This window comes from Salipiger sp. ABF4_146, from assembly GCF_056161345.1.
Genome location: NZ_JBSWYX010000008.1, coordinates 232,226 through 258,790, shown reverse-complemented (window position 1 = coordinate 258,790; position 26,565 = coordinate 232,226). Strand labels below are relative to the sequence as shown.

The 26,565-nt window shown below is 65.1% G+C and carries 21 protein-coding genes; 5 read left to right on the top strand and 16 right to left on the bottom strand.

What is annotated here, in order from left to right; all coding sequences use genetic code 11:
- From ACXAJT_RS13910 to ACXAJT_RS13875, 8 genes are all read right to left on the bottom strand, one after another.
- Positions 1-743 (bottom strand): oligosaccharide flippase family protein (locus tag ACXAJT_RS13910; RefSeq protein ID WP_475236182.1); only part of this gene is annotated, 743 nt, incomplete at its 3' end.
- A complete protein-coding gene (locus ACXAJT_RS13905; protein ID WP_475236180.1) occupies positions 731-1,696 on the bottom strand; it encodes a polysaccharide pyruvyl transferase family protein in 966 nt (321 codons plus the stop codon). The genes ACXAJT_RS13905 and ACXAJT_RS13910, both read right to left, overlap by 13 nt.
- Positions 1,697-1,857: 161 nt before the next feature.
- Complete coding sequence (locus tag ACXAJT_RS13900) at positions 1,858-5,142, bottom strand: LamG-like jellyroll fold domain-containing protein (protein ID WP_475236177.1); 3,285 nt, start codon at positions 5,140-5,142, stop codon at positions 1,858-1,860.
- Positions 5,143-5,425: 283 nt separating this feature from the next.
- Positions 5,426-6,961, bottom strand: a complete 1,536-nt coding sequence (gene xrtE, locus ACXAJT_RS13895) for an exosortase E/protease, VPEID-CTERM system (RefSeq protein ID WP_475236185.1) — start codon at positions 6,959-6,961, stop codon at positions 5,426-5,428.
- Positions 6,962-7,107: 146 nt separating this feature from the next.
- Positions 7,108-7,335: a VPEID-CTERM sorting domain-containing protein gene (locus ACXAJT_RS13890; protein WP_475236174.1), complete on the bottom strand. Its 228-nt coding sequence runs from the start codon at positions 7,333-7,335 to the stop codon at positions 7,108-7,110.
- Between the two features lie 122 nt (positions 7,336-7,457).
- Positions 7,458-9,005, bottom strand: a complete 1,548-nt coding sequence (locus ACXAJT_RS13885; RefSeq protein ID WP_475236172.1) for an SdrD B-like domain-containing protein — start codon at positions 9,003-9,005, stop codon at positions 7,458-7,460.
- A gap of 686 nt (positions 9,006-9,691) precedes the next feature.
- A complete protein-coding gene (locus ACXAJT_RS13880) occupies positions 9,692-10,756 on the bottom strand; it encodes a Gfo/Idh/MocA family protein (protein WP_475236171.1) in 1,065 nt (354 codons plus the stop codon).
- A 25-nt stretch (positions 10,757-10,781) separates the two neighbouring features.
- Positions 10,782-12,263, bottom strand: a complete 1,482-nt coding sequence (locus ACXAJT_RS13875) for a GMC oxidoreductase (protein ID WP_475236168.1) — start codon at positions 12,261-12,263, stop codon at positions 10,782-10,784.
- A gap of 198 nt (positions 12,264-12,461) precedes the next feature.
- Here ACXAJT_RS13875 and ACXAJT_RS13870 point away from each other — a divergent pair, with 198 nt between their 5' ends.
- Positions 12,462-13,313, top strand: a complete 852-nt coding sequence (locus tag ACXAJT_RS13870) for a sugar phosphate isomerase/epimerase family protein (protein WP_475236167.1) — start codon at positions 12,462-12,464, stop codon at positions 13,311-13,313.
- Positions 13,314-13,369: 56 nt separating this feature from the next.
- On the opposite strand, the gene ACXAJT_RS13865 is transcribed toward ACXAJT_RS13870, so the two are convergent.
- Genes ACXAJT_RS13865 through ACXAJT_RS13830 form a run of 8 tightly spaced genes read right to left on the bottom strand, consistent with a single transcriptional unit; the run spans position 13,370 to position 22,741 of the window.
- The gene (locus ACXAJT_RS13865) at positions 13,370-14,182 is read right to left on the bottom strand and encodes a sugar phosphate isomerase/epimerase family protein (RefSeq protein ID WP_475236165.1); all 813 of its coding nucleotides are present in this window, start codon (positions 14,180-14,182) and stop codon (positions 13,370-13,372) included.
- Entirely contained in the window at positions 14,179-15,636 is a 1,458-nt protein-coding gene (locus ACXAJT_RS13860) for a M81 family metallopeptidase (protein ID WP_475236164.1), read from the bottom strand. Before ACXAJT_RS13860 ends, ACXAJT_RS13865 begins: the two co-directional genes overlap by 4 nt.
- A gap of 25 nt (positions 15,637-15,661) precedes the next feature.
- Positions 15,662-17,560, bottom strand: coding sequence for a beta-N-acetylhexosaminidase (locus ACXAJT_RS13855; RefSeq protein ID WP_475236161.1), 1,899 nt, complete (start codon positions 17,558-17,560; stop codon positions 15,662-15,664).
- Positions 17,557-18,666, bottom strand: a complete 1,110-nt coding sequence (gene nagA / locus ACXAJT_RS13850) for an N-acetylglucosamine-6-phosphate deacetylase (protein ID WP_475236158.1) — start codon at positions 18,664-18,666, stop codon at positions 17,557-17,559. The genes ACXAJT_RS13855 and nagA overlap by 4 nt, the downstream gene beginning before the upstream one ends.
- The gene (locus tag ACXAJT_RS13845) at positions 18,663-19,904 is read right to left on the bottom strand and encodes a class II D-tagatose-bisphosphate aldolase non-catalytic subunit (protein WP_475236156.1); all 1,242 of its coding nucleotides are present in this window, start codon (positions 19,902-19,904) and stop codon (positions 18,663-18,665) included. Before ACXAJT_RS13845 ends, nagA begins: the two co-directional genes overlap by 4 nt.
- Positions 19,901-20,818 (bottom strand): ROK family protein, encoded by a 918-nt coding sequence (locus tag ACXAJT_RS13840; protein WP_475236155.1) that lies wholly within the window; start codon positions 20,816-20,818, stop codon positions 19,901-19,903. Before ACXAJT_RS13840 ends, ACXAJT_RS13845 begins: the two co-directional genes overlap by 4 nt.
- A gap of 1 nt (position 20,819) precedes the next feature.
- Positions 20,820-21,881, bottom strand: coding sequence for an SIS domain-containing protein (locus tag ACXAJT_RS13835; protein ID WP_475236154.1), 1,062 nt, complete (start codon positions 21,879-21,881; stop codon positions 20,820-20,822).
- Entirely contained in the window at positions 21,878-22,741 is an 864-nt protein-coding gene (locus tag ACXAJT_RS13830) for a DeoR/GlpR family DNA-binding transcription regulator (RefSeq protein WP_475236152.1), read from the bottom strand. The genes ACXAJT_RS13835 and ACXAJT_RS13830 overlap by 4 nt, the downstream gene beginning before the upstream one ends.
- Positions 22,742-22,909: 168 nt before the next feature.
- Here ACXAJT_RS13830 and ACXAJT_RS13825 point away from each other — a divergent pair, with 168 nt between their 5' ends.
- Genes ACXAJT_RS13825 through ACXAJT_RS13810 form a run of 4 tightly spaced genes read left to right on the top strand, consistent with a single transcriptional unit; the run spans position 22,910 to position 26,545 of the window.
- Positions 22,910-23,629 carry a copper homeostasis protein CutC gene (locus tag ACXAJT_RS13825; protein WP_475236150.1) on the top strand — a complete coding sequence of 240 codons (720 nt, stop codon included), beginning with the start codon at positions 22,910-22,912 and terminating at the stop codon, positions 23,627-23,629.
- Positions 23,626-24,774: a Gfo/Idh/MocA family protein gene (locus tag ACXAJT_RS13820; protein WP_475236149.1), complete on the top strand. Its 1,149-nt coding sequence runs from the start codon at positions 23,626-23,628 to the stop codon at positions 24,772-24,774. The genes ACXAJT_RS13825 and ACXAJT_RS13820 overlap by 4 nt, the downstream gene beginning before the upstream one ends.
- Positions 24,771-25,703: a carbohydrate ABC transporter permease gene (locus ACXAJT_RS13815; RefSeq protein ID WP_475236148.1), complete on the top strand. Its 933-nt coding sequence runs from the start codon at positions 24,771-24,773 to the stop codon at positions 25,701-25,703. The genes ACXAJT_RS13820 and ACXAJT_RS13815 overlap by 4 nt, the downstream gene beginning before the upstream one ends.
- Positions 25,703-26,545, top strand: a complete 843-nt coding sequence (locus ACXAJT_RS13810; protein WP_475236146.1) for a carbohydrate ABC transporter permease — start codon at positions 25,703-25,705, stop codon at positions 26,543-26,545. Before ACXAJT_RS13815 ends, ACXAJT_RS13810 begins: the two co-directional genes overlap by 1 nt.
- Positions 26,546-26,565 lie beyond the last annotated feature (20 nt).

The window sequence follows — 26,565 nt, the reverse complement described above, 5'->3', positions numbered from 1 at the left end:
ACCCTGATTGCTTGGCCATGATCCCCTCCACCCGTTACGGACAGTGAATCACGATGATCATCAATCAGCCAGTGGTTTCCGGAGGTGTCCAACTGGCTCAGCGTCATCCACAGCGAAAACCCCCAGATCGCGCTGAAGGCACGCAGCGATGGGCGAGGCCGGTATCGGATCAGCAAGAAAGAAATCACGACGCCCAATGCCGCTTCGAAGACCGATCCAATGATCAGCGCCCAATAGCTGCGCAGAGAAACCGCCAGCCCGATCATCACAGCCGCGCCAGAGAGCTTTTGCGTCACCGTCAGCACGAATTCGAACCGGAAGTTAAGCTGGCGTTGCTGTAGGAACATTTGTGGGCTGGCAAGCCCGGCGATGAAGGGCTGTGCGCTCAGAACCAGCAGGACAGCGACCAACCGCTCGTCTCCATACAGATGCGCCAGGGGCACCGCCAGCCCGGCCATTCCCAGGGACAGTGCAAGCCCGCGCAAGGCTCCGAGGGTCCAGACCGTGTGGAGCAGTGTGGCATCGGCGGTCTTTGTCCCGATCAGCGCCTCCCCCAGTTGCATGTCCGTCACCGAGGACAGGATCACCAAGACCGTCGCGGCAATCGCAACGATCCCGTAGTCGTCGGGGGAGATAAACCACGCGATCACGAGGGTCGAGCCGGCCTTGACGAGATTGATCAAGAGCCGCGCTGCGCTGAGCCAAGCCGCGCCTTTGAAGAGCTTGCGCGTCAGGTCGGACATGCCGAGCTTGTGAGGGCGTAGTCTTCGATGACCGCGTCGAGTGTGGCCTGATACCTGTCCTGCCGTTCCCGCAAGACGACTGGTTCGCTGAGCGTTGGGGCGCGCTTGCAGGCGGCCTGTAGGCGTGCAGCGATCAGCGGCTGTTCGTAGGCAATGCGCAAGGCAAGCTTCATGCGGCGTGGAACGCTGCGCCGGGGCGGGCTGTCGGGGGGAGCCTTCGCGCCTGCCGAAGCGGCAGAGGCCAAAGCCGACGCGGGACGCGCCCATACGCGCCGCAGCCTGCGTCTTGCGCTGGTGAATTCGGGGAAAAGATCGTGAATGTCGAGGTCGATCTCAAGGCTGGCCGCCCAATCGGCCCATTTGCTGCGATTGATCAGGTTCGAGACCGAGACCGCGATCCACGGCGTTCTGAAAGCGTCGGCGATGATCGCTGCATGCATCGACTCTGCGAGCACCAAAGGGGCGCGGGCGATTTCGCGGATGACGTCGTGCGCCGCACCGCTGGGGGAGACGTAGCGCAGTCCGGCTTTCCGGCAGACCGCGGGCCAATCGTGCCGATCGCGTCCCGACAGATGCGGGATAAAGATCGGCGTGTCGCCGGAGCGAGTGATATTGGCGAAGACTGCAAGACGGGGCAGCATGACGGCAGGATCGACAATTCCCCTGTCGCGGGGCAGGCCAAGTCGGTCCGCAGACAGGGGCCCCCTCAGCGCGCGGATGTCCCACTGACGGGCATCCGAAACGTCCGGCAAGTGCCCATAGCCGGTGCCGGCCCCGATGACGAGCTTTGGACCCTTGGGAAGTTCAAGCTCGCTGTTGAGGATGGTGCCAAGCCCGATCAGCGTGCCGGGCGAAGGCCAAGAGCGCCACCCGGGGAGGAGTGCGTCCCAGATCCAAGCGTTCATATCGTCGCCGAAGTTTCCCGCAGGATGGCGGAAATAAAACAGTTCCAAGTGCCCCAAGTCCCCAATTCTACAAGAATTTAACATCAGTTAGGGAGAGGTTTACTTAATATTGGGTGAATATTGCCAAGAAAGGACTGTGATAATGAATAGGCCGCCAGAATGAGCGTTGAGTGAGCGTCTGGCGTCCTAGATATTTCATGCGGCAGGTCTCAGCCGAGGTCGAAATCATTCGCGCCTGCGACAGCCAGAGCGTCGGTTTCGCCAGAAGATATCTGGGTCGGAGACTCGTGCATCACAAAGTTATCTATGCCACCGTCGAAACCCTGAGATCCCCATTGATTTCCGAATTTGAAGCTGTGGTACTGCAACGCATATGTAGTGCCGGAGGCCTCGATCTGATCGACGACCGCGCCATCGATGCTTAGGGCGAGGCGTCCGGCATCGGAATCGTAGCTGACGATCACGTCGTGCCATTCCCTGTCCGCCAGCACGTCGGCGTCAGAGCGCACGATGAAGGTGCCCTGCTCGGTCTTCATCCAGAAGCGCGCGTCGTCGCCGCGCACCTGAAAGCTCATCGCATGGTGGATGCCGAAAACGTTCTCTCCGTTTGGCGTGTCGCTGCGGAGGCTGAAGGAAAATTCGAAACTGTCTCGGGCGTAGAATTCGCCGAACTCGCGGTCGAGGCTTATGTGATCGCCACGTTGTATCTCCAGCGCCATTCCGTCTTCATGGGCGCTAAAGACGAATTTGTCGGTGTCGAAGTTGGATGCGGTGACCTGGTGTCGGCTTGCGTCGCTGAAGGTGCCATCATTGAAATTCAGCGACAATAGCGCATCGGGTTCCGGCGGCTGGGGCTCTGTCGGTGCGGCGCCGTCTCCGCTGGTTGTGACACAGTCGCGTGGCGCGATATCGTAGCTGGCTCCCAAGGTTTCGGCGATGTCTCGGGCCGATGCGATGCGCGCCGTGTTCCATATCTCGATATTGCTGAGCTGAACATCCGCGGTGCCTTGCACGCAAAGCTGGTCGAGGGTCAGCCCCTCGACTGTTGACGCGGGGGTCTGACCAAAGTGGGTGGCCTGCGCAATCACCTCGCCATCGTCGCGCAGTTGCATGATCCCAAGCTCGGAGTCGTAGACCACCGAGAGCCGATGCGTCGTGCCATCGTGCAGGTCGACCGGCCCCGACGTGATGGCTTTCCAGCCATTTTCCAACGTCTGCAGGGCAAAGGTGACGGAGCCGTCTTCTGCGATCTCCAGCGACAGGCAATCCCTGAGATAGAGCAGTCGGCCCGCGGTTTCATCCATGGCAGCGCTCAAGTCGATGGCGACCTCGAAACTCTCCGAACCGGCCAGAGCCTCGGCGAGCGCTTCGGGCAGCGCAGAATGGCCAGAGGCTTCGAGGCAGAAATCCGCGGCGATGTCAGCGGCGCGAAGCTCGGCATAATTGCGGGCGATGACCTCACCTGTCGGGGCTTCGGTGCTCAGCCGGACGTCTTTCATCAAGGTGTCCAGCCCGTCACCCCAGCTGTGCCCAAAGGTCAGGCCCCAAAATTTCATCGGTGCGGTGATGCCGGAGGCTTCGGCGCTGGCGGCAAGCGCGCCATCGACGTAAATCCCGACCATTTGCGCCTGATCGCTATAGACGAGGTTGAGGTGATGCGCCTCGCCATCTGCAAAGATCGGCTCTTCCGTGATCGCCTTGAACAGCCCGTTGCTGGTAGAGACGTAGAAGGTGACCCGGCCCGCCTCATCCAGAGAGGCGCCGAGCGTACCGTATTGGTGCAGGAACGCGCCCGAGGCCCCGTCGTCCGGTTTCAGCGTCATTTCGTAATTCAGGCTGGTGAGGTCGAACAGCCGGGGCTCGAAGCGGCTGATCCCGATGCGGGCCTGATCGCCAAGATCGATCCAGCCGTCTTCGATGGCGACGGAACTGGCGATGGCAAGATCGAGATCGAAGTTGGAGCGATCTTGCAGTCCGTCGTCGCCGATCTGCAGGTCGAGGGTGACGGTATCCTCAAGCGTCACGGTCCGCGTGATGCTGTCACTGGTGCCGTCGCGATCGGTGACGGTGAGCGTGTAGCTGTGGCGTCCGGCTGCGACAAAGTCATGCGAGACGCTGCGCCCGGTCAGCGTGGTGCCATCGTCGAAGCTCCAGACGAAGGAGGCTTCCGCAAGGTCGCCGCCTGCTGCGTGGCTCAGTGCGGCATCCAGATGCACGACAGATTTGTCCGCCGCATCGATCGTGACGTCGGCAATGGCCCTAAGCCCCGCGTCGGGCTCGCTCCACCACGTCAGGCGGCTGCCGGCAGAACCGTTCAGCGGGCTGTCAGGACGCAGCATCAGGTCGCGCATATCCCCCGAGCCGCCGGCCTCGATATTCACGAAATGGCTGTAGACATCCGCGCCGTCGCCGGTTGCCGCCGTTCCAAGAACGGCGTTGTCCTCGGCGCCCCAAGTGTTGTGCGCGATATTGTTTTCGACAAGGCCGTCCTGCCCCGACACCTTGATCCAAGAGCTCATCGTTCCGGTCGTGGTGGTGCCGTCGGCCCGGGTCATATGCGCATCGGGGTTGTTGATCACCGTGTTGTTGCGGACCACCGCGCCCAGCGTGTCCGACAGCGAAATACCGGCCCAGAACGGCGAGTAGATTACGTTGTGTTCGACCACGAGCCCCTCGTAAAGGAAGCCGTTTTTCGCCAGATCCTCGTTGCGACCAAAGATGCCCTGATAGGCTTGGCCATCACCAGTATCGAGAATGTTCTCGCGGATGGTGATGTTCTCGTTGTTGACCGCGATATTGCTGCCCCAGATTTGGATGAAATCCGGGTGGTTCTTCTCATATACCGCGCCGACGAAGTCATGCATGTGGTTGCCTTCGACCAGCAGGCCGGACGCGCCGGCGATCCGTATTCCGTCGCCCTGAAAGCCCGAGAACGCGTTGCCGGTGACGGTGGTGTCGTAGCTGTCCATCACGGTCAGCCCCTGCAGAAACCCCGTCGCGGTGTTGCCCGAGAACACGATCCCGTCCGAGCTACGCACCGTCGCAAGATTGAGGCCCGGTGTGAAGGCGCCCGCGACCCCGAGAACGCCCTCGGCACTCGAGGTCATGTCGCAATTGATGATCCGGATGTTCTCGCAATCGGTGATCTGCAGCATCGTGTGGACCGGCACGTCCCCGAAGGCGGCGTCAAATTTGACCCCGTCGAAGGTGATGTTCTCGCGCTCGCGCAGGTTCACGTAGCTCAGCACCGCAGGATCGTCCGGGTCCGACGAGGTGATCGTGAGCGGCGAGTCTTCCATCGTGTCGAGGTAATCGCTCATTTGCAGCGCGTAGGTTTCGCCCGCTTCGAGCTTTATTGTGCCGCCGCCGTTTTGCGCCAGCGTCCAGCACGCGGCCTTGAACTCCGCCTGTGTCGATACGGTCAGAACCGTCGCGGTCCCAGTGTCTTCCCCAGTGTCTTCCGGGCTGTCTTCGATCGTCTGAAGGTCACTCATCGCGTCTTTCCCAAATGTCGCAGCAAGGCACGGCATTGGGATTAGGCGGAGATCTGGGGCAAAGATTGCGCGAATTGCGGCATTAACCGGTCTTAACAGACGGATATCTTCGAGAATTTTCTGAGTGTTGGGTTGGTTGTAGAGTGGTGAAGATTATCCAAGCCGTGATGCAGTGTTTCTGTAGAAACTTGATCCAGATTTCGCTGATTTCTACTGGTACGTTGGCCTATTTGGGCCATGGCGTTGTTTGGAGAACTATGACTTCTGGGCAGCCTGTCTTCAGTCAAATGATTTGCCAGTTTCCAGTGAAAAGCGCCCATAGCGCGATCAATCCGTTCGCCACCATATGGGCGAGGATCGCTGCGGTCACATTCTGCCGCTTGAGGCGCAGCAGCAGGAAGGCCACGCCCGCGAAAGCGGCGACGATCCAGCGATCATGCAACGCCGCGAAGCTGGCCGTCGAAAGAACCGCGGCGGCAAGGCGCTTGCCGGGAAGCAGGCTCAGAAGGTAGTCGCGAAAGAACAGCTCTTCGATCACGGGCACAAGCAACACTGTGCCCAGCAGACGGGCCAGCAACCACAGCCCGCCCTGCGGTGCGGACTGCGATGTCTCGGCAACAGATGGCGCAGCGAGACCCCATACAACCGCGACACCAACGCCGATTCCGATGGCCATAAAATCGATCCGCCAACACAGGTCGCGTAGAAACGGTAAGAAGGGGGCCAGCCCGACCGCCATAGCCAAGGCACGCCATGGGTAGAGATGCACCGGCGTGGCTGAGAGGGTGGAGATCATCAACACAGAACTCATCATCACCGCGAAGGGGAGGAGACGCGCCACTTGCGGATCGGTGAAGAAGCGCGTGGGCGGACTGCAAGGAGAGATGTGGCCGGTGTTTGGTGGCGGCGCGCGCCGCAGGGCTGGAACATTGCGTGCCAGCAGGATCAACAAGAGCGACAGGCCAGTGAAGGCGAGCCAGCCTGCGTGGCTGTGAAACCCGCCGATCGCCAGTTCGGGATATCCCCCCAGTCCGATGAGCAGCAGTGCCGAGATACGCAGAATATTGAATCCCCAGCTCAGCAGCAGCCCCAGAGGGTAGAGCAGTAGAACCTGCGGGAACCGAAGGTCCTTGCGGAAGAGAAAGATGTAAAGTGTCACGAAGAGCGCAATGAGCACGGCCCCTTCCACCCCGGCGCATTCGGCACCGACGGCGATCACGAACTCATGGGTGCCAATTAGTTTCTCGTCGGGCAGGGTCAGGACGCTGTGCCCAAGACTTTCGAGCGTTTGGACCACGGCGGAGAAGGTCAACTCGGTGACGCCCTCTATGTGCCAGAGCGGCCGCAGCCGATCTGCCAACTCCGGTGCGGCCAGCCCGATTGCCAGAAGGCCGGAAAGGCTTGGGCCGTGGCGCCGCAGCAGGTCGCGCCACGCCTCGACAGTCGCCACTGACAAGACCAGCCCGATGAGGCTCAGCGCCATGCCGGCGGACCAGCTAACAAGCGCGAGAGTTATGGTCGCCGGCGGGCTGGTATCGCTCAGGCCGGCCCATGGCGCGAGGATCAGGACGAAACCTGCGGCATGCAGCGCCAAAGGTCGCCATATGGGGCCGGGCCGAAGTATTGCGCGGCCTTGTAACGCGCCGCGATGTGCGGCGGCGAAGAGACCGATCGCTGCGCTTGCGCCGATGGCGCGAGGCACCATCCGGCCAAGTGCAGCGCAGAGCCAGTCCGGTAGGTGCGCACGGCATGTGAAACTGAACTCGTGCTGGTAGGCGAGGCTGATCGCCAGAAGCTCCGCCGCGACGAGAAGCAGCATAATCGGCAAGCGGATGTCCCGCTTCGAACGGCCCGCTGTGGCTCCTGGAAGGTGCATGGCTCGGCTTTCCTCCGCGCCCCATGCCGTGCACCGCGGCACAACTGCAGGCCTTGGAGGGTGGCATGCTGGCGCGTGCTTTTCGGAGTTTAGCGGGTGCGGCGAAAGCGCCGACGTTCCCAAGCGATCAGCATGACGGCAGCGACCGTTGCAAGTGCTGCGCTACCATGCGTTGCGCTGATCTCGGGCACAGTGGTTGGCGCACAACCCGAGAGGCTGCCCGGACTGCAGGCGAGGGCCGCTTCGGTCGCGGTTAGGATGGCCAAAACACCGGTCACGGACCCGGCGATGAGCAGGCGTGCGGAAATCTTCTTCATGTCGGTAGTCCTTTCTTGCATATCTTGGTCAGGCTCGGTGCAAGAGCCCCGCTTGCCGATGTTTGTTGGCGCCGCTTTCTTTGTTCGGGCTAGAATTTGCTCGAATAGGGCCGGGCGACGTCTCAGCAAAGGCAATCGTAGGCCTCAAACTCGAGCGCAGCGATGAAAGGTTGCTGATTGTCTGGATCGCCCGGGTCCGGGTCGATCAGGACGCCAATGCTGTCTCCGGTGCCGGGCCGGTAGCCTTCGTGGGCGGCTGCCATAGTCAGGATGGCCTGAACCTGCGCGTCGTGACCAAAGCCCGGATCGATCCCATCGAGAAAGCCCATGTCCTGATCATCGGTGAGTTCCCACAGGGCGCGTTGAACTTCCCAGCCGGTGAAGCCGCTGTTTTCGAAATCTTGATTGAGGATCCAGTTGATTAGATCAAGGTTGTCGGTCGCGGTCTGGCCGTTGAACACTGACGGGCCGTTTAGCGTGAAGACATCCGCCACATTCGGGTCGTCGAAGACAACCAGCGCGCCGGTGATCTCTGGGGCGAGATCGATGTCTTCGGCGCCAGAGATCGGCTCGCGGCGGCTCACACAATAAGCCTGCGCGAGATAGGTGCCGTCGAGCCGACCATCTGTGCCGGCGTTTACAATGCGAAGGTCGTAGGCCGAGGTTTCGACCGGGCGCACGATATCCGTTGCGCGGACTTGAAAGGTGACAGATTGCGGCAGCGCGGCCGCCCAGCTGTCGAGAGAATTGGCGTCGCCGCAGTATGTTACTTCGAGGCTCGCCTCGGCTGTGGCGCCATCGCTGTCGGTTACGGTGACGCTGTATGCGGCGCTCTGGCGCTCACCGATGTCGAGCGCGGCATAGGCGCTCGAACCATCGAAGATGAACTGATCTTCTGCTGTCAGAGTGACGCTTGCGCCATCGGAGAGGCTCACCGCAGGGCCGCCAGCGACGATTGGCTGGCCATCGATCAGGGTCACCGAGACACTGGCGCTGTCGGGATCGGAGTAATTTTCCGAGAAATCGAGAGTGATCGGGCGATCGGCGCAGCCCTCGACGCCTTCGTCGATGGCGATCGGAGCGATATTTGGTGTGCGCAGGCCCGCGTCAACGTCTGTGCGTTCTTCATCTTTCGCCAGAGTGATGAGGTCGGTCTGCCCGGTGGCGGGCTCGGTGACGTCACTGTCGCGCGCGTCGTCCCCTGCATCTGACGCCACGAACTGCATTCCGCTATAGGTGCCGCTTTCGATGTCGTCGGGGGTGCCGAAGGCCACACGGTAATCGCCCGCCGCGAGCCCGTCGAAGCGATAGCTGCCATCTTCGGCGCTGGTGGTGGTCGCAATCAGGCTAAGCTCTCCGTTGGAGCTGCTGTAAAGCCGGACAGGCGCACCAGCGACGCCGGGCTCGCCGTCATCGAGAGCGTTGGCGTCAAGATCGACGAAATAGCGCCCCGAGATCGCGCCAGTGAGTGGGTGCGTGGGGTCCGCGTCTGAGCATCTGCTGTCTCGCCAAAGGTCCTTAAGGAATGAGAGGCCAGACCACTTTGCCGCCGCGAGCTTGGTCCAGAAGCTGGTGTGTCCACTGTCGACTGAGGGGGGGCTACCAAAGAACGGGCTGTGGAATTTGTAGGGCGATTGGAGCGTTCTGTAGGCTGTGCGATAGTAGCTCATATTCATTCCCAAACACCCCGGCGAAGCCGGGAAATACCAGTTACATCTCTTGCGGCGAGCTGTTGGCGGCCACAGTGAGCACTCGTTTTAGACGTTTGCCTGCAGTGCCGCGTACCTTGCAGTGCCGCGTACTTTGCAGTGCTGCGTACCTTGGCGAGCGTCTGTCACGCGGTTGGCAAAAAGGGCACTGCGCTAGCAGTAATGGTCCAACACGCCGCGCGTATCGAGAGCCAGTCTCGGAAGAATCTCTGAATTTTGGATTAACGATAGAAAAGTTCGACGTGGCTCGGTTCCGGCTGGCCGTGGCTTCCGCACGCCTTTCAGCTTTGAAACGAGTGTCGCCCGAAACCTGGCCCCCGAAACCTGGCCGCGGGCGCTCGGCGCCGCTTCGGGACCAAGTCGGGACGCGCTGCGGCGTCCCTTAGGCGCCTTTTTGTTTCGGCATTTCAGCGCTTTGGTCGCGAGAGACGCGCGAGGTGCGAGGCGCCGTAGCCGCGCGCTGACTTGCGCAACGGTGCGACAGCAGGGGGCGAAGCCGCGGGCGCGGAGGAACGCGCAAGGCCACGCTTGATCTGGTGGCGCTTGTCTGGATCAAGCCTGCTGCGCTGCCGGTCAACAGCTGCGCCTCAGCGCTTCAGAGGGCTTTTCGGGGGGGCAGGGCCGTTGCCGGCACCTGCCGTCTTGCATCAAAGGTCGACCGCGTGGCCGCTGCGGATGCTCTCGTCGGCGGCCAAGCAGATGCCGAGCGAATTGACCGCGTCGGTCATGTGTTTGTCGAGGTCGATGTCGTCCGTGATGGCGCGGTACAGATAATCCTGCTCGCGGTCGCAGAGCTCTTGGTGGCCGGGCTCGTCGGCCATGTCGAGCCAGTCGTCGCTGCGCGTGAGCTTGTCCTGCGCGTCGATCTCGGCGTGGTGGACGCGGATGCGCGAGGTCTGGGTGTGTGCATTGATGTCGGCCGAATGCGCGCCTTCTTCCATGACGATGGAGACCGAGCCCTTGGGTGACATCACATCTTTCACGAAGAAAGCCGTCTCCGAGATCATCGGTCCCCAACCGGCCTCGTACCAGCCGGCGCTGCCGTCGTCGAACAGCACTTGGAACTGGCCGTAGTTGTACATGCCGTCGGGAATGCCCAGCCCCTTGGCAAGCGGCACGCCCATGCCGCGCACCTGTACCGGCTTGGCGTCGGTGATCTGGCACATCACGTCGACATAATGCACGCCGCAATCGACGATCGGCGAGGTGGTCTGCATGATCGACTTGTGGATTCCCCAGGCCGCGCCAGAGGATTGCTGATTGAGGTTCATGCGGAACACGAAGGGGCCGCCAAGTGCCCGCGACTCTGCGATCAGCCGCATCCAGGACGGGTGGTGGCGCAGGATATAACCGACCACCAGCTTGCGATTGTGGGCCTTTGCCGCATCCACCACGCGCTGCGCATCCGCGACATTGGCCGCCAGCGGCTTTTCGACGAAGACATGCGCGCCTGCCTCCATGGCCGCGACGGCGAAATCGGCGTGGGTGTTGGTGTGTGTGGCGATCGACACCACGTCGGGCTTCAGTTCAGCGAGCGCCGCGGCGAAATCATGGTGCAGCGGGTAGTCGGCCAGCGCCTCGGGCAGTTCCGGCGTCGAGCGGTTCACCAGCCCGACGATCTCGAATCCGGCGTGGCCGTGGTAGGCGAGGGCGTGGCTGCGGCCCATCTGGCCCAGGCCCACGACCATCACTTTGAGGGTTTGTTTGGTCATCGGGGTCTCCGTCGGTCAGGGGGTGTCAGGCGCTGCGGCGCGCGGCGGCGATGGCGCGCGCGCCGATGGTGGCCAGCGCGACGCAATAGGGTGTGGGATTGGTCGCGGTGACGGTGGGGATCACGCCGTTGCCGGCCACGTGCAGGTTGTCGAAGCCCCAGACCCGGCTTTGCGGATCGCAGACGCTGGTGCCATCGTCCGTCGCGCCCATGCGCAGCGTGCCTTGGTAGTGCAGGGCGCTGCCGATCGGCAGTTCGGCGATGTCCAGACCGGGGATGGGCCGGCCAAGCGCTTCGGTGATCTGCTCGACCAGCGCGTGCCCGTCCTTGATGCGGGCACGATCGGCGGCTGTGGGTCGCGCATCGATCGAGAAGGCGGGCAGGCCCTTCCAGTCGGTGCGGCTGTCGTCAAAGACCATGCGGCTGTCCTCGACCAGATCGGAGGCCACGAAGATCCCGATCAGCACCGGGGTGCCGTCGATGTCGACCGGGAAGGGCAACTGGTGCGGACCGGCACCGCCGATGGTGACCGAGAACGGGAAATCCTCGTCGGTGCGCGGAATCCACGACATCGAGCTTAGCGGACCGGGTTCGTCGACCTGAATGAGCCGGGTGACCTGATAGTGATCGTTGATCGTGCGGCCGAGTGCCTCGGGCCGGATGCCGGAGGCGTGCAGCAGTTGCGGCCCATGCAGCGAGTCCGCGGCGACGACGACCGTTCCGGCGCGAACGGTGGTGGTTTCGTCGCTGCCCGGGCGAGCCAGGTCGACCCCGGTCGCCCGGCCATTTTCATGCAGAATGCGGCGGCAGGCGGTGTCGGCAAGAATTTGGAAGCGCTCGACGGGCTCGTCCACCATCTCGCCGAGGACCACGTCGGTGCCGTGCCGGCGCACGCCGGTTTCGGTACGGGTCACTGCCAGCGGCATCGGCTGCACGCGACGATCCTCGGGTCGGCCCGCGTCGAAGATCGCAGCAAGCCGCTGCCGCATCGCCTCGGAGCTTGTGTCCTCGGGAAAGGCATGCGGGTCGGCACCCAGAAGCTGGTCGGCCAGTTCCAGCGCCTCGGTCATTTCGTTTTCGGCGATGAAGTCGGGGCGCTCGCAGGCTGCGGGCCAAGGGCAGCCGGCGGTCCATTGCGTGCCCATACCGCCAACGGCAGCAGCAGAGAAGCCGGCGAAAAGATCGGCATCGCGGGCGTCGGTGTTGGCGATGAACAGCCCTTGGCGGCGCAGCAGCGAAGCGTCATGCGCGCCGGCTTTCCGAGCGGCCCATTCCTCTTCGGTGATCGGCGCATAGGGCGTGCGTTCGGGGCCTTGCGCAGAAAGTTCCGCCGCCGCCTGATCCGCGCCGAGATTGACGAGGTGCGTGCCCGGTTGCGGGCTGGTCTGCGGCCCAGCCTCGACCATGAGGATCCGCGCCTCCGGCCAATCGCGGCGGATGATGCGGGCATAGGCGGACCCGGTCGGGCCACTGCCGACGATGACGACATCTGCGGATTGGGGGATCATTGCGACGGTGCTCCGGTTTTTATTCTCTTCACGCGCTCTCCTGAGGTATTTGGGGTGCTCGTGTCAATGCGCTTGTTGTGACGCGGCGGCAGGTGTATCTTATTTTTCGAGATACGCGATTTTTTTAACCAACAGGAGTCCCTCTTGAAACTGGGCGTAAGTTCCTACAGTTTTCTTCCCCTTCTGCAAAAAGGGGAAATGCAGATCGAGGATGTATTTACTTGGCTGGCCGAGCAAGGGACCGAACATCTTGAACTGGCAACGTTGACCATGGGGCCGGGACTGGCAGAGCAGATGACCTACGATCTTGGCGCGGATGCCGAGTCGGTGGGGCGGCTGAAAGCGGCGTCGCAGGCATCGGGTGTCCCGCTGTCCGGCCTGTGCATCCCGGCCAGCTTCATCGATTGCGACGCTGCCGGTCGGCGCGCGCAGATCGACCGTGCGAAGCGCTACGTCGATCTGTGCGCCGATCTTGGCGTCGGCTTCCTCCGGCACGACGTGGTGCCGTGGGCGCGCCGGCTGCAGAACACCGCCGAGTTTGAGCAGGCCTTCCCCGGCATCGTCGAGGCCTGCCGCGAGATCGCAGAGCATGGCGCAGCCCGCGGCGTGGTCACCAGCATCGAGAACCACGGCTTCTTCATGAACGGTTCCGAGCGGGTCAACCGGCTTATCCATGCGGTCAATCACAGCAACTTCCGTATGACGCTGGATGTTGGAAATTTCCTTTGTGTTGATGAGCTTGCAGAGATTGGAACGCGTGCTTGCCTGCATCAGGCTGCCTATGTGCACCTGAAGGATTTCCACGTGCGCAACCGCTATCCGGGCCCCGGCTGGCTGGAAACCTACTACGGCCAGCACATTATGGGATCGGTGTTCGGGCACGGCAATCTCGACACCCGCGGCATGATCGAGCGGCTGCTGGACAGCGGTTACGATGGCTACGTTTCGCTCGAGTTCGAAGGCGCGGAGCCCTCGCTCCACGGCATCGGAGCGGGGCTGGCGAACATCCGCCGGATCACCGAAGAGCTGCGCGCCAAACGCGCCGCCTGAGCCCCGCGCATCAGCGCGGGCCGATCGGCCCCGGTACCGCGCCGGGGCCTTTTTCGTTAGAGATCGCGGATCCGCCGCATGCCGTCCAGCACCTCGGCAAGACGGGCGCGATCACCACCTGGAACCTCGGCAGAGGCCCAGCCGGAGTAACCGATCCGGCGCAGCGCTGCGTTGATCGAAGACCAGTCGCAATCGCCTTCCCCGAGCGCCACATCAAATCCCTTCCAGGGGCCTTCTTTATTCATTTTGGCGAGGCTATATTCTTTCAGGTCAACCCTGATAATTCGACCTTTTAATTCCTCAATCCAATCCTCCGGATTGGTGTTCTTTACAAGGTTACCGATATCTAGATACCAGCCAATATATTCGGAACTGAATTCATCTAGAAAGCGCGCTGCTTCTATTGGGCTGAGCAGGAAATTATTCCACACGTTCTCGAGGCCGATCTTCACGCCCGCCGCTTCGGCATGCGGCAAAAGCGCTTCGATCTGCGACCGCGCATGATCGTAAGCCGCGCGATAGCTGGTGGTACGGGTGACGACGCCGGGCACCAGCAGCACGGTTTCCGCGCCGAGGTCGCGGGCGGTGGCAATGGCCCGGACCACGCCCTCGAAGCCAGCGCGGCGAACCTCCGGGTCCGGGTCGGTGAGCGGCGCCTGCCAGTGACCGGCGTTGATCACCCCGGGCAACTCCAGCCCGGTGGCGTTGCGCGCCGCCAGCACGTCATCCAGCCGCAATTCGTTCGGCGCGTCGAGTTCGACACCATCGAAGCCCAGTTCCGCGAGCATCTGGAACTTCTCGAGAACCGACATGTCGCCCTCGACCATGCCCCATTTGAGCGACAGCTTGCGCATTGGCAGATCGGTCATTGCGCCACCTCCGGCGCGCTGGTGCGGGCCGACCACAGGGCTTTGGGTTCGAAGTCGAAGTCGCGCTGGAACGGGAAGGTCGGTACCGGGGTGCGGCGGCGCGGCAGGCGTTCGACGTATTGGTCGACGATGCCCGGCGACAACGCCATCAGCGAGGTGCCGGCAAGCGCCTTCATGTCCGGAGACAGGTAGCCGGATTTGACCACGACGATGTCGGCGCCGGCCGGGTCGAGACCGAGATGCGCGAAATCTGCAAGATCGTGGTAGGGGCGGCGGCGGGCAGAGGTGACGAAGGTGATCCCGCCGGTGCGCAGCACGGCCTGCCGTTCGCTGGCGGCGTCGCCTTCGGTGACCAGACGCAGCACCTCGGCGGTCAGCGTGATGCGCTCCGAGCCACCGGTGTCGATGGTGCCGCCCACCGTCATCTCGAGGGTCGCGCCCGCGCCGGCGGCGAAGGCGGCCTCGGTGGCGGGGCGGTCGGCGATGCCAGCCAGAACGACGTTCTGCGCGCCCGCTTCGATCAGCGCTGCCAAGACGCCGGCACGATCGCCTGCGCCGCCTGCCGTGGGGTTGTCGCCGCTGTCGGCCAGAACCACCGGGCGCGGAATATCGCCCATGGCCTTGGCGATCAGGCTGTGCGTGTCGCCTGTCTCTGTTCCGAAATCAAACGCCTCGCGCGCGTCCCAATAGTCCTGCGCCATGCGCCGCGCTGCGGTTTCCATTGCGGTGCGGTCGGTGCCGGTGAGCACCGCAGCGGCGGTGACGCGCGGTTCGTCGACCCAGACATAGCCGACCATCAGCGCCGCATCCCAGACACCTTCGGGCGCTTCATGCGCGGGCAGCGCGGCATAGAGCGAGGCCGCCGGTTCGTCCTCGGTCGAGGTGCGCTCACCCGGCAGCGATACCGGGATCGGCGCCCAGCAGACCGACGGGCGCTTGCCGGTCCGCAGGCAGCGCACAAGCTGGTCCATGCCGCGGCGGTGGGTCTCGGTCACGTCGATATGCGGCGCTGTGCGGTAGGCGGTGAACATGTCGATGCTGTCGATGATCCGCTGCGACAGGTTGCCGTGCAGGTCATAGGAGGCCGAGATCGGCATCTCGGGGCCGACCAAGTCGCGGATCGCGCAGATCAGGTCGCCCTCGCTGTCCTCCATGCCCTGTACATGGCTGGCGCCGTGCATCGGCAGGTAGAGCCCGTCAAAGGGCATCAGCGCCGCCAGCCGTTCGAGGATCTCGGCCTTGAAGGCGGCATAGGTCTCGGCGGCGATCGGGGCGCCGGGCACGGCTCGGGCATGAAAGGCCGGCAGAATCTCGGCGTCGTAGTCGCCAAAGAAATCGAATTGTGGCGCTGCGAGGATCTCTGCACCGCGCAGGATGGTGAAATCCTCCTCGGTAGAGAGCGACGGGTTGTAGCTGGCGCACTCGATGTGCAGTCCGGCAACGGCGATCTTCATGGGGACTCCTTGGGAATTGCGCGGCTCAGAGCTGCGGCATGAGTTGAGACAGCGCGGCGAAGCGATCAAAGTCGCGCGCGGGCTGCGGCGTCCATCCGGCCTCGGCGATGGCCGACAGGCGGGGAAAGACCATGTGGTTGAAGCGCTCGGTGGAATTGATGTGCTCTGTCCAGATCCCGGCCTGCACGCCGATCAGCCGGCCCGGGCCCTCGGGCAGCCCGGCAGCGGGATCGAAGGCATAGGTGCGCGCGACAGGCACCGGCCCAGCCCAAGAGGTGCCGGCGCTGTCCCAGCCCGCGCCCTGAACCATGTCGAGGTAATATGCCTGCCCCGGCGTGGCGATGACGTCGTAGCCATCGGCCATAAGCCGGGCGGTGGTCTCGACGCTGCGCCAAGCGAACAGCAAAGTGCCCTGGCGATCGACGCCGCCGCCCTCGGCGCATTCGTCCCAGCCGCCGAGGCGTTTGCCGCGGGCGGCGAGCATGGCCTGCACGCGGCGCAGGAACAGCGCCTGCAACTGCATCGTCCGGTCCGGCCCGCTGTCGAGCCCCTCGGCCTCTGCCAGCGCCTGCGCGGCGGGGCTTTGTGTCCAGGCCGCCGTGTCCACCTCGTCCGAGCCGATGTGCAGCACCTCGTAGGGGAAGAGCGCACAGACCTCGTCGATCAGCGTTTCGACCACCTCATAAGTGCGGGGCAGCGCCGGGTTGAGGGCGTTGTTGGGGTAGCCCTGCACCGAGCGGTAGCTGTCGGGTGTCTCGTCGGGGTCGCGCAGGCCGGGGATCGCCGTGAGTAGCGCGGTGACATGGCCGGGAATGTCCAGCTCGGGCATCACCTCGATGCCGAGGTCGGTGGCATGCGCGAGCACGTCGCGCACCTCGGCCTCGGTGTAACTGCCCTGTTGCCCGGCGGGGCCGTCGGCGTATTGCGGCGGCATGGCGGCCCCGGCGCCGCGGCGTGCGGCCAGTCCGGCGAGCCCCTGAAAGGCCCGCGATGGCAGGCGGTAGCCCTCGTCGTCGCACAGGTGCCAATGCAGGTGGCTCATGCGGTGCCAGGCGAGGATATCGATCAGCCGTGTCACCTCGGCGGCGCTGCGGAAGTTGCGCGCCACGTCGAGGTGACAGCCGCGCCAGCCAAAGCGCGGGGCGTCGGCGATGTGCCCGGTGTCTGGGGCATGGAAGCGCGGGTCGGTGAGGGCGGCATGGCCGATCTGCGCCAAAGCCACCAAGCCATGCTGCAGGCCGCGTGCGTCGGCGTGGCGCAGGGTGATCTGGGCCGGAGCGAACGCCAGCGTGTAACCCTCGGCAGCAATCGTCGGGTCGGTGTGCAGGGTCACGGGCCGCGCATCGTCGCGCGGGTCGGCGGACACCGGCGCGGGCGCAGAGGGGAACAGCCGGCGATGCAGTGCAGCCACGCGGAGGAAGGGCGCGGGATCGGCGCCCTCGGCGGGGCAGAGGCGGGGCAGGGCGGCTGTGCCGGCTACCTCCGCCGCTGCGGGCCAAGGCAGCAGCGCGAGCGGTTGCGCTTTGCCCGCGGGCCAATCCTTTACCGGATGGCGCGGGGTGCCTTCTGGCGGGGCGAGATCGCCAACAAGCGCTTCGACCGGGCCGCTGTCGGTCTCGACCCATGCGGCCATGGCGCCCTGCGTACGGTTGTCGGGCTTGTGGCTCAGGCCGCTGAGGCTGACCTGCCAGCTTTCGCCGGGGGCCAGCGTCACCGGGGCATCTGGGGTGATCTCGACGTGGTTGGCGAACTTGGCGGTGACCCGCCCGCCGCGCACCGCCACATCGTCGCGCAGCCGGGTCATCGAGGCGTAGCAAAAGCGCCCAAAGCGCAGCTCGACCGCGCCGGTGTTGCGCAGGCTGAAGGCGAAGCTGCCGTGTTCTGCGCCGTCGGGCGACCAGCTTTGCGCGAGAAAGAGGCTCATGCGGGCGCGCCTTCGCCCGACAGCGGCATGTAGCTCAGCGCCGCGTCGAGCATGATGAAGTCGTCCAGCGCGGCCCCGGCCTCGGCGCGCAGCGCCGGCAGGCCGAGCGCGGCGCGGGGCGCGTCGGTGGCCATGGCGATGGCGCGCGCAAGGTCGATCCCGGCGTGCCGGTGCAGGTTGCGCAGCGAGCTCACCATGTCGATATGCGCCCCCGCCAGCGAGCCCTCTGCATTGACCAGCGCGCCGTCCTGCACGTGGATGGTCTGGCCGTAAAGATCGAAGTGATCCGGTCCGCCCACTGTCGCCATCGCATCCGAGACGACATAGGCGCGGTCGGCGCGCGGGCGCGCCGCCAGCGCGAGGCGCAGCATGTCCCAGTGCACGTGGATGCCGTCGGCGATGATGCCCATCCATGTCTCGGATAGGATCGTTGCGGCCAGCAGGTTGGGCGCGCGCGAGGTCATCGGCTCCATCGCGTTGTAGAGGTGGGTGACATGCGTCACCCCGGCGGCGAAAGCGGCGCGCGCCTGCTCGGCATCGGCGCAGGTGTGCCCCGCCGCGACCAGCGCCCCGGTCGCCACAAGCTCTGCCAGCAGGTCCGGGTCGGCACGTTCGGGCGCGAGTGTGACCATGGTTGTCACCCCGGCGGCGCGCAGCCGCGCCACGGTCTCCACGGTGCGCCGGTCCAGCGGCCGGATGTATTCGGGCTTGTGGGTGCCCTTGCGCGGCAGCGCCAGATGCGGCCCCTCGATGTGCAGCCCAAGCTGTCCCGGCTCGCCCTTCACCGCGATGGCGGCGTCGGCTGCGGCATCGATGACCTCGGGTCTGTCGGTGATCACCGTCGGCAGGATCGCTGTGGTGCCAAGGCTGCGATGCGCGGCGGCCATGGTGCGCAGCGTCTCGGGGGTCGGCGCGGAATTGAGCATCGCGCCGCCGCCGCCGTTGACCTGCAGGTCGTGACAGCCGGGCAGGAAGACATGCGGCGCGAGATCGCCGGGACCGTCTGCCGCGCGCACCTCGGTGATGGTCTGGCCGTCGGTCGCGATTGCGAGGCCGGGGCGCAGCGCGCCGTCGATGTAGGTGAATGTGGGGGTGATCAGGGTCATTTGGCGAAATAGGGGGCCAGGGCGGCTTGCACGTGGGCCAGCAGCAGCCGGCGGGGAAGGGGCGCGTCGATCTTTTCGGCACGGGCCAGCGTGCTGGCCGGCAGGTACTGGGCGAGCAACGGCGCGGGGACGGTGGCGGTCGAAAGCGCCGAGGTCAGCGCGTCGATGGCGGCTTGCGCGGCGGGGCGCGGCCAGTAGTAGCGGATGCGGTCGGCGTAGGAGAAATGTCGCAGCGCATGCAGTTCGGCCTCGGCGCCGGTGATATGCCCCTGCCAGAAGCCGGGGGCGTCGCGCATCTCACGCTCCATCACCTGCGATATATGCGGCGTGCCGGTCAGCCAGCCGTGCACATGCGACAGCGCGTAGAGCGCTTCGCGCCATGCGAAGGTCAGCGCCGGACCAACCTTCAGGATCGCGAAATGGCGACGGGCGAGATCGGGATAGACCGCGGCGGCCTGATAATCGGTGGAATGCGCCTCGAAGGCGATCCCTTTGGGCAGGATCGCGCTCAGCCGGTCGGGCTGCGCGGTGTCGAAATGGTCGATGCGGGCGGCGCCGAACTCTAGCCCCGGTTGCACAACCAAGGCCCGCACGCGTGAGAAGGGCTCGTCCAGTCCCGCCGCATGGAACGCAGCACGGTGCGCCTCGAGCGTGGCGGCGGCGCGCTCGGGCGGGGTCGGGGCGACGGTGTCGTCATGGCCGGGGCGCGCGCCGCCCGGCGGCGGCACCTCGGTGCCGATCACGTAGCGGGCGGCGCCGGGCGCGGCGGCCTCCGCCACGGCGCAGAGCTCGGCGGCGCGGGCGGCGGAGAGCGCATCGCCCGCCGCTGCCGGCTCGTCCCCCAGCCCTTCGGAGCAATCGAGGTGGATCTTGGTGATGCCGGCGCGGGCATAGGCGTCGATCATCTCGCGCGCCTTCGCCATGGCGACCTCGGGCGCTTCCTTGCGCCACGCTTGCGGTCCAAGGTGATCGCCGCCGAACAGGATGCGCTCGGGGGCGCAGCCCGCCTGCGTGGCGCGCGTGCGCACCATGGCGGTGAAATCGGCGGGGGTCATCCCGGTGTAGCCGCCGAACTGGTTGACCTGATTGGAGGTCGCCTCGATCAGGATGTCGCGCTTTAGATCCTCGGCCATCATCAGCGCCGCGGTCAGCACGTCTGGATGGGCCGAGCAGACCGAGGGAAGGGCAGGGCCGCCGCGGCGGTTTTCGGTGACGATGCGGTCGAGCGGGTGGGTCATGCAGCGTGTCCTGTGGTCGTGCGGTCCCGGGCCATCAGCGCCGCGCCGCGGGCGCCGGAGCTGTCGCCGTGGCGGGCGGTGGTGATCTTTGGAGCCCGGGCCGCGCCGAGGCGCTGACGCGCGAGCGCCGCGCTCAGCCGGTCGGCGACGCCGGGCAGGTTCGACAGCCCGCCGCCGATCACAAAGCAATCCGGGTCGAGCATGAGTTGCAGCGTGTCCAACACGTCGCCCGCAAGATCGGCCCAGATCGCCAGAACCTCTTGCAGCGCGGGATCGTTGGCCACGGCCTCGGCGCCGACGCGGCGGCCGGTCTTCCATTCGGCCAGATTGCGAAAGCCAGTGCCCGAGATGTAGCCCTCGACACAGCCGTCGCGACCGCAGCCGCAGCGCCAGAGCGGTAGCCCGTGCCGTGCCAGCGCGCGCGCCGAGAGCCCGACGTGGCCGATCTCCACCGCCAGCCCGGCGTGGCGGTGCGGCAGGGCACCGTCGTAGCAGATGCCGCCGCCGACCCCGGTGCCGAGGATCAGCCCCATCACCGCGCGGTGCCCGTCGCCGGCGCCGCCGCGCGCCTCGGAAACAGCAAAGGCCATGCAGTCGTTGACCACCGGAATGTCCTCGCTCAGCCGCTCCTTGAGGGCTGCGGCGATGGAATGGCCGGTGGACGGGATGTTGGAGGCGAAACTGACGCCGGTGTCGGGGTCGATCACCCCGGGCACCGCCACCCCGACCGGCAGGGCGGGATCGCCGGCGGCCTCGCGCAGCCATGCGATCTGGCCGGTCAGCGCCTGCATCATCGCGGGGAAATCGGTCGTCGGCGTCGGCACCCGGTGCAGCGACACGGTCTCTGCCGCGGCGCCGTCGAAGAGACGTGCCTCGATCTTGGTGCCGCCGAGGTCGATGCCGCCGATGCGCATTTCAGGCCTTGAACGGGTAGAGGTGCACACCGCTGACGACGCGCGTCAGATTGCGACCGGCGAACGGATCGTCGATGGCAAGGCCCAGTTCGGCGGACCAGCGCACCGAAAGCACCTGCGCCAGCAGCACGAACAGCACCGCATCGCGCCGGGCATCGCCGGTGGCGGCGATGTCGATGTCGCCGCCAAGACCCAGCGTGGTGACCGCGATGCCGGGGAACTGTTTGCGGATCTCCGCGGCGATGTCGGCGTCGTAGCGCCGGGTGCGGGGATCGGGGTGCAACATGACGAAGACATGGGTGGTCTCGTCGACGCCGGCCTTGGGGCCATGGCGATAGCCCAAGGTGCTGTCCCATTGTGTCATGGTGCGCCCGGCGGTGAGTTCCAGCACCTTCAGCGCGCTTTCCCGCGCGATGCCGGTAAGAGCGCCCGCGCCGAGGAAGACCGCACGCTCTGGGCGCGGCGCGTCCAGCGCCTCGGCGGCCGACAGGATAGGTTCGGCAGCATCTGCCAGCGTCGGCAGCTCGTCGGGCTCTAGACCACCGAGGCAGGCCAGAGCCGTGAGCAGCATCGTGGTGAAGCTGGAGGTCATCGCGAAGCCGCTGTCGTGGCAGGCATCGGGCAGCACGATGGTATGCGACACGCCCGGTCCGGGCGCGGCGCGGGTGGCCAGTGCCGAACCGGCGTTGCAGGTGATGTTCAGCCGGTCGATGTCGGGCCGATGCGCGTCCAGCAGGTCGAGCATGCCCAAGGTTTCCGACGAATTGCCCGAGCGGCCAAACTGCACCGCGAGGATCGGCCCTTCGGCCTCAAGAAAGTCCTGCGGCGCACCGACGATGTCGGTCGTGGGCACCACCCGCAGGCGATCGTCGCCGGCCGCCAGAACCTCGCCGATGAACGCAGAGGTGCCGGCCCCCGACAGCCAGATACGGCGGTACCCGCGTTCGGCGATCAATGGGCGGACCTGGGCGATCTGCGCGGCGAGCGGCGCGGCCCAAGCGCGCCAGATCTCGGGTTGTGCCGTGATCTCGGTCCAGGTGTTGCAGCGGTGGTAGTCGGTCATGCGTCGGGGTCCGGTTGTTCGGGGCCTGCCAAGATCACCTCGACGCCGCGCGCGCGGATATCGTCGAGCGCGGCGTCATTGCCGGAACACTCGGTGACGAGCGTGCAGACCCGGTCGAGGTCGCAGATTTTGTGCAGGGCGGGTTTCGAGAATTTGGTGCCGTCGGCGAGCACGATGACGCGCGCCGCGGCGTCGACCATGGCGCGGGTCTGGCGCGCCTCGTCCTCGCGGAAGGTCGACAGGCCAAGGTGGGCGTCGATCGAGTCGGCGCCCATGACGAAGGTGTCGAAGCGCAGGCCAGAGACGGCGTTTTCCACCAGTTCGCCGGTGAAGCACAGCGCGTTGGGGCGGATGCGCCCGCCGGTCATCATCACCGTGTGCCGCCGGTGCGCCAGTGCATTCTGCGCCACCAGCAGGCCGGTCGTCATAATGGTCAGCGGCGCGGCATCGCCAAGCGCCGCGGCAAAGAACTCTGCGGTCGAGCCGTTGTCGATGAGGATGGCGCTGTCGCCTTCGATCAGCGGCACGGCGCGTTCGGCGACGGCCTGCTTGGCGGGCAGGTTGACCGACCGCCGGTCGCTCCCCAGCGGTTCCACCAGCCCGCCGCGGCGTGGTTGCCGTGCAAGCGACAGCGCGAGGTCGATTCGGAAGTCGGAGAGGCCTGAGTGCCCAAAATGTTGGCAGAAGCGGATAAGTGTCGGCTCGGACGTTCCCATTTCCGCACAAATTTCACGCGATGTGCGGCGGATGAAGCGCTCGGTATCTTCCAGTGCCGAGGTGGCGATGGCACGCAGCTTGGGCGTCATGCTGGGCATGTCGTCGCGGATCGCCGTCAACAAATCGCGGTCTGGCAGGGGCATGCCGCCAATTCTCCAAGCTTCAGTTTCTCTGACAGTCTTTCAGGCAAAATATAAAGTCAAATGAAATCATGCGGGCAAAAAGTTTAGTTCGGCAAAACTTTTTACTTGCCTATACAAATTTTCCCTGCCTTCCTTGAGCGCAACGAATGTTACCCCCGAGGGAGCCCGATGTCCGCCATGAAGCTGGAAATCTGCGTCGACGCCCCGGAGAGCCTTGTGGCTGCCGCCCGGGCCGACCGGGTCGAGCTTTGCGCCGCACTGCCGCTTGGTGGGCTGACCCCGGGCGCGGGTCTGCTGGCGTCGGCACGCACGGCGGGCCTGCCGTTTCACGCGATGATCCGTCCGCGGCCCGGCCATTTCCGGCTTTCGGCGGATGACCTTTCCGCCTGCCTTGCCGATGTGGCTGCGATGCGCGCCGGTGGTGCGGCGGGCGTGGTGATCGGGGCCTGTCGCGACGATGGCACGCTCGACCGCGACGCGCTGGCGCGATTGCGCGATGCGGCCGGCGACATGCAGGTCACCCTGCACCGGGTCATCGACTGCACGCCCGATCCCTGCGCCGCCACCGCACTGGCCGCAGAGTTGGAGCTTACGCGCATCCTCACCTCCGGCGGCGCAGCGCGCGTCGGAGCCGGGCTGCCGATGCTTGCGGCGATGGTCGCCGAAGCGGCTGGCCGGGTCGAAATCATGGCCGGAGGCGGGCTCACCGCCGAGGACATCCCGGCGCTACGCCGCGCTGGCGTCGATGCCGTGCACGGCTCCTGCGCCGAGCCCGACGCGCTCACCAGCGGCGCCGAGATGATCGGCATCGCCCCGCATCGCGTCACCCGGACCGCCCGGGTCGAGGCGCTGCGCAATGCCCTGACCACGGAGACTACCCTGCAATGAAATACGGTGTCATCGGCCTTGGCCACAGGCTGGCCCATCTGGTGCGCGAATTCGCCGCCGCCGACGAGAGTGCCGAGTTCGTCGCCGTGGCCGACCCCGAGGCCACGCGCATGGCGCTGCTGGCCGAGGACGGGCTGGAGCCGATCCGCTATGACAGCGCCGAAGAGATGATGGCCCGGCACACGTTCGATGTGTTGATGGTCGGTACGCCGAACGCCATGCATCTCGATCACCTGAAGCTGGCGCTGGAAAGTGAAACGCCGCATATCTTCACCGAAAAGCCTGTTGTCTCGACCATTCCGGACACCGTCGAACTGGCGAAACTGATCGCCAAGCACAACGGGCGTAAACGCCTGATCGTCGGCCTCGTGCTGCGGTACTCGCCGCTTTACAAGCAGGTGCGTCAGGCGCAGGCCGACGGCCATCTAGGCGAGATCATGTCGATCGAGGCTTCGGAGCACATCGCCCCCTACCACGGCTCGTTCTTCATGCGCGACTGGCGCCGCGACAGCGAGGTTTCGGGTGGCTTCCTGCTGGAGAAATGCTGTCACGACCTCGATCTCTATCAGGGCGTGGTCGGCGCGCGTCCGATGAAAATCGCCAGCTTCGGCGGGCGCAAGAAATACATCCCGGCGCGCCGCCCGGCGTCCGAGCCGGCCTATCTGTCGCAGATGTCGCCGCGCTGGGGCGGGATCAATGATGCGTTCTCGGGCGCAGGCGACATCATCGACTATCAAGTGGCGATGGTGGAATACGCCAACGGCGCGGCAATGTCGTTCCATACCAACCTCAACGTGCCCGACGAGTACCGCAGCTTCACCATCATCGGTGTCGACGGCATGGCCGAGGGTGATTTCCTGCGCAACTATCTGCGGGTGACGGCCTCGGACACCTCCGAGCGGCTGGTCGAGGAAACGCCCGGCACCGGCATGATCAAGGGCCACTACGGTGCCGACGCGGCCATGGCCCGCGACATCACCGACCACCTGCACGGCCGGCTCGAAGCGCTGCCGCTCGACGTGGTGGACGCGCTCGAGGCCGGGGTGACCGCGCTTGCGATGGATCAGGCGCGCACCACCGGCAGCATGGTCGATCTTGCGCCCGTGTGGGATGAGTTGGACGCCGCGCTGGAGGGACGGGCATGAGCGCCAAGACAGAAGGAGCCGCCGCGATGGCCGCCACTGAAACCGACGTCTTCGCCAAGGGGCGGATCGACTGGTTCCCCTATCTGCTGCTGCTGCCGGCCTTCGTGCTGGTGCTGGTCATCGTGGCCTGGCCGCTGTTCGAGACCTTCCGGCTGAGCTTCACTGACGCCTCGATGCGCGGCGAGAGCTACGTCGGCTTCGAGAACTACGTCGAGATCTTCGACGATGATTTCATGGAAGTGATCCAGCGCACCTTCCTGTGGATGGCTCTGAGTGTCAGCTTCAAGATCATCCTCGGCACGCTGGGCGCGGTGCTGCTCAACGCGGCGATCCCCGGTCGGGTGCTGTTCCGCGTGCTGGTGATGCCGCCTTGGGTCGTGCCGATCGCCATCGGCGTGTTCATGTGGGGCTGGATGTACAATGGCCAGTTCGGGATGATCTCGGGCGTGGCGCAGAACATCGGCATCCTTGACGGGCCGTTCGAGTTCCTTGGCTACAGCACCTCGGCGTTCATCGCCACCGTGGTCACCGACGTCTGGATCGGCACACCGATGGTGGCGATCTACCTTGTGGCGGCGATGCAGAGCATCCCGCGTGAGCTTTACGAGGCAGCCTGGACCGATGGCGCCAGCCGGCCCTACCGCTTCCGCCGGATCACCCTGCCGCTGATCGCACCGTCGATCTTCACCATGGCGCTGCTCTCGGCGATCTGGACCTTCAACTCCTTCGACATCATCTGGATCCTCACCGAGGGCGGCCCGCGCGGCTCTACCACCACGATGATCATCGACACCTACAAGACCGCGATGTCCCGCTTCCGCTACGGCGAGGGCGCGGCGCGGGCGGTGATGATCCTGATCTGCCTCGGCCTCTTCGCGGCCTGCTACCTGGGCCTGATGTCCCGGCTTCAGAAAAAAGGGAAAGCGTGATGCTGAACAAGTACCGCTGGTGGGAACTGTGCCTGCTCTATCTTGGCATGCTGCTGTTCCTCGCCTTCATCCTCGCCCCCTTCGTCGAGGCGTTCAAAGTCTCGCTGCGGCCGCTCGACGGGCTGTTCTCGATCCCCTACCGCTTCCTCGACGACGACATGAGTTTCGCGGCCTACCGGGATATGTGGACCAACGTGCCCAACCTTCTGCGCTACATGATCAACTCTTTCGGCATCGCCTGCGCGGTGACGGTGTTGGCGCTGATCTGCATCGTGCCCGCCGCCTACAGTTTCGCCCGGTTCGAGTATAAGGGCCGCAACGCGCTGCTCGGCGGCTTTCTGGCGATCAACATGGTTGGCGCGGCGGTGCTGATCATCCCGCTCTACAAGCTGATGCTGACCTTGGGCCTGCTGAACTCCTACGCCTCGATGATCCTGCCCGGCGCCGCCTTTACCGTGCCGACGGGGATCTTCCTGATGCGCTCCTACTTCCTGCGCATCCCGCGTGAGCTGGAAGAGGCGGCTTATGTCGATGGTGCCGGGCGCTTCTACACGCTGTGGCGGGTAATCCTGCCGGTCAGCCTGCCGGGCATGATGGTGGTGACCATCGCCACGTTCATCTCGGCCTACGCCCAGCAGTTCCTCTTTGCGCTGACCTTCAACAGCCGCGACGCGCTAAAGCCGCTGCCCGTGGGTCTTTATGATTTCTTTGGCCACCAGCAAGTTCGCTGGAACGAGTTGATGGCCGCCAGCCTCATCGGCATCGCGCCGGTGCTGATCGTCTACATCTTCCTGCAGAAATACATCGTCGACGGGCTGACCTCCGGCGCGGTGAAGGAATGATGCAAAAATAACCGGTCGCA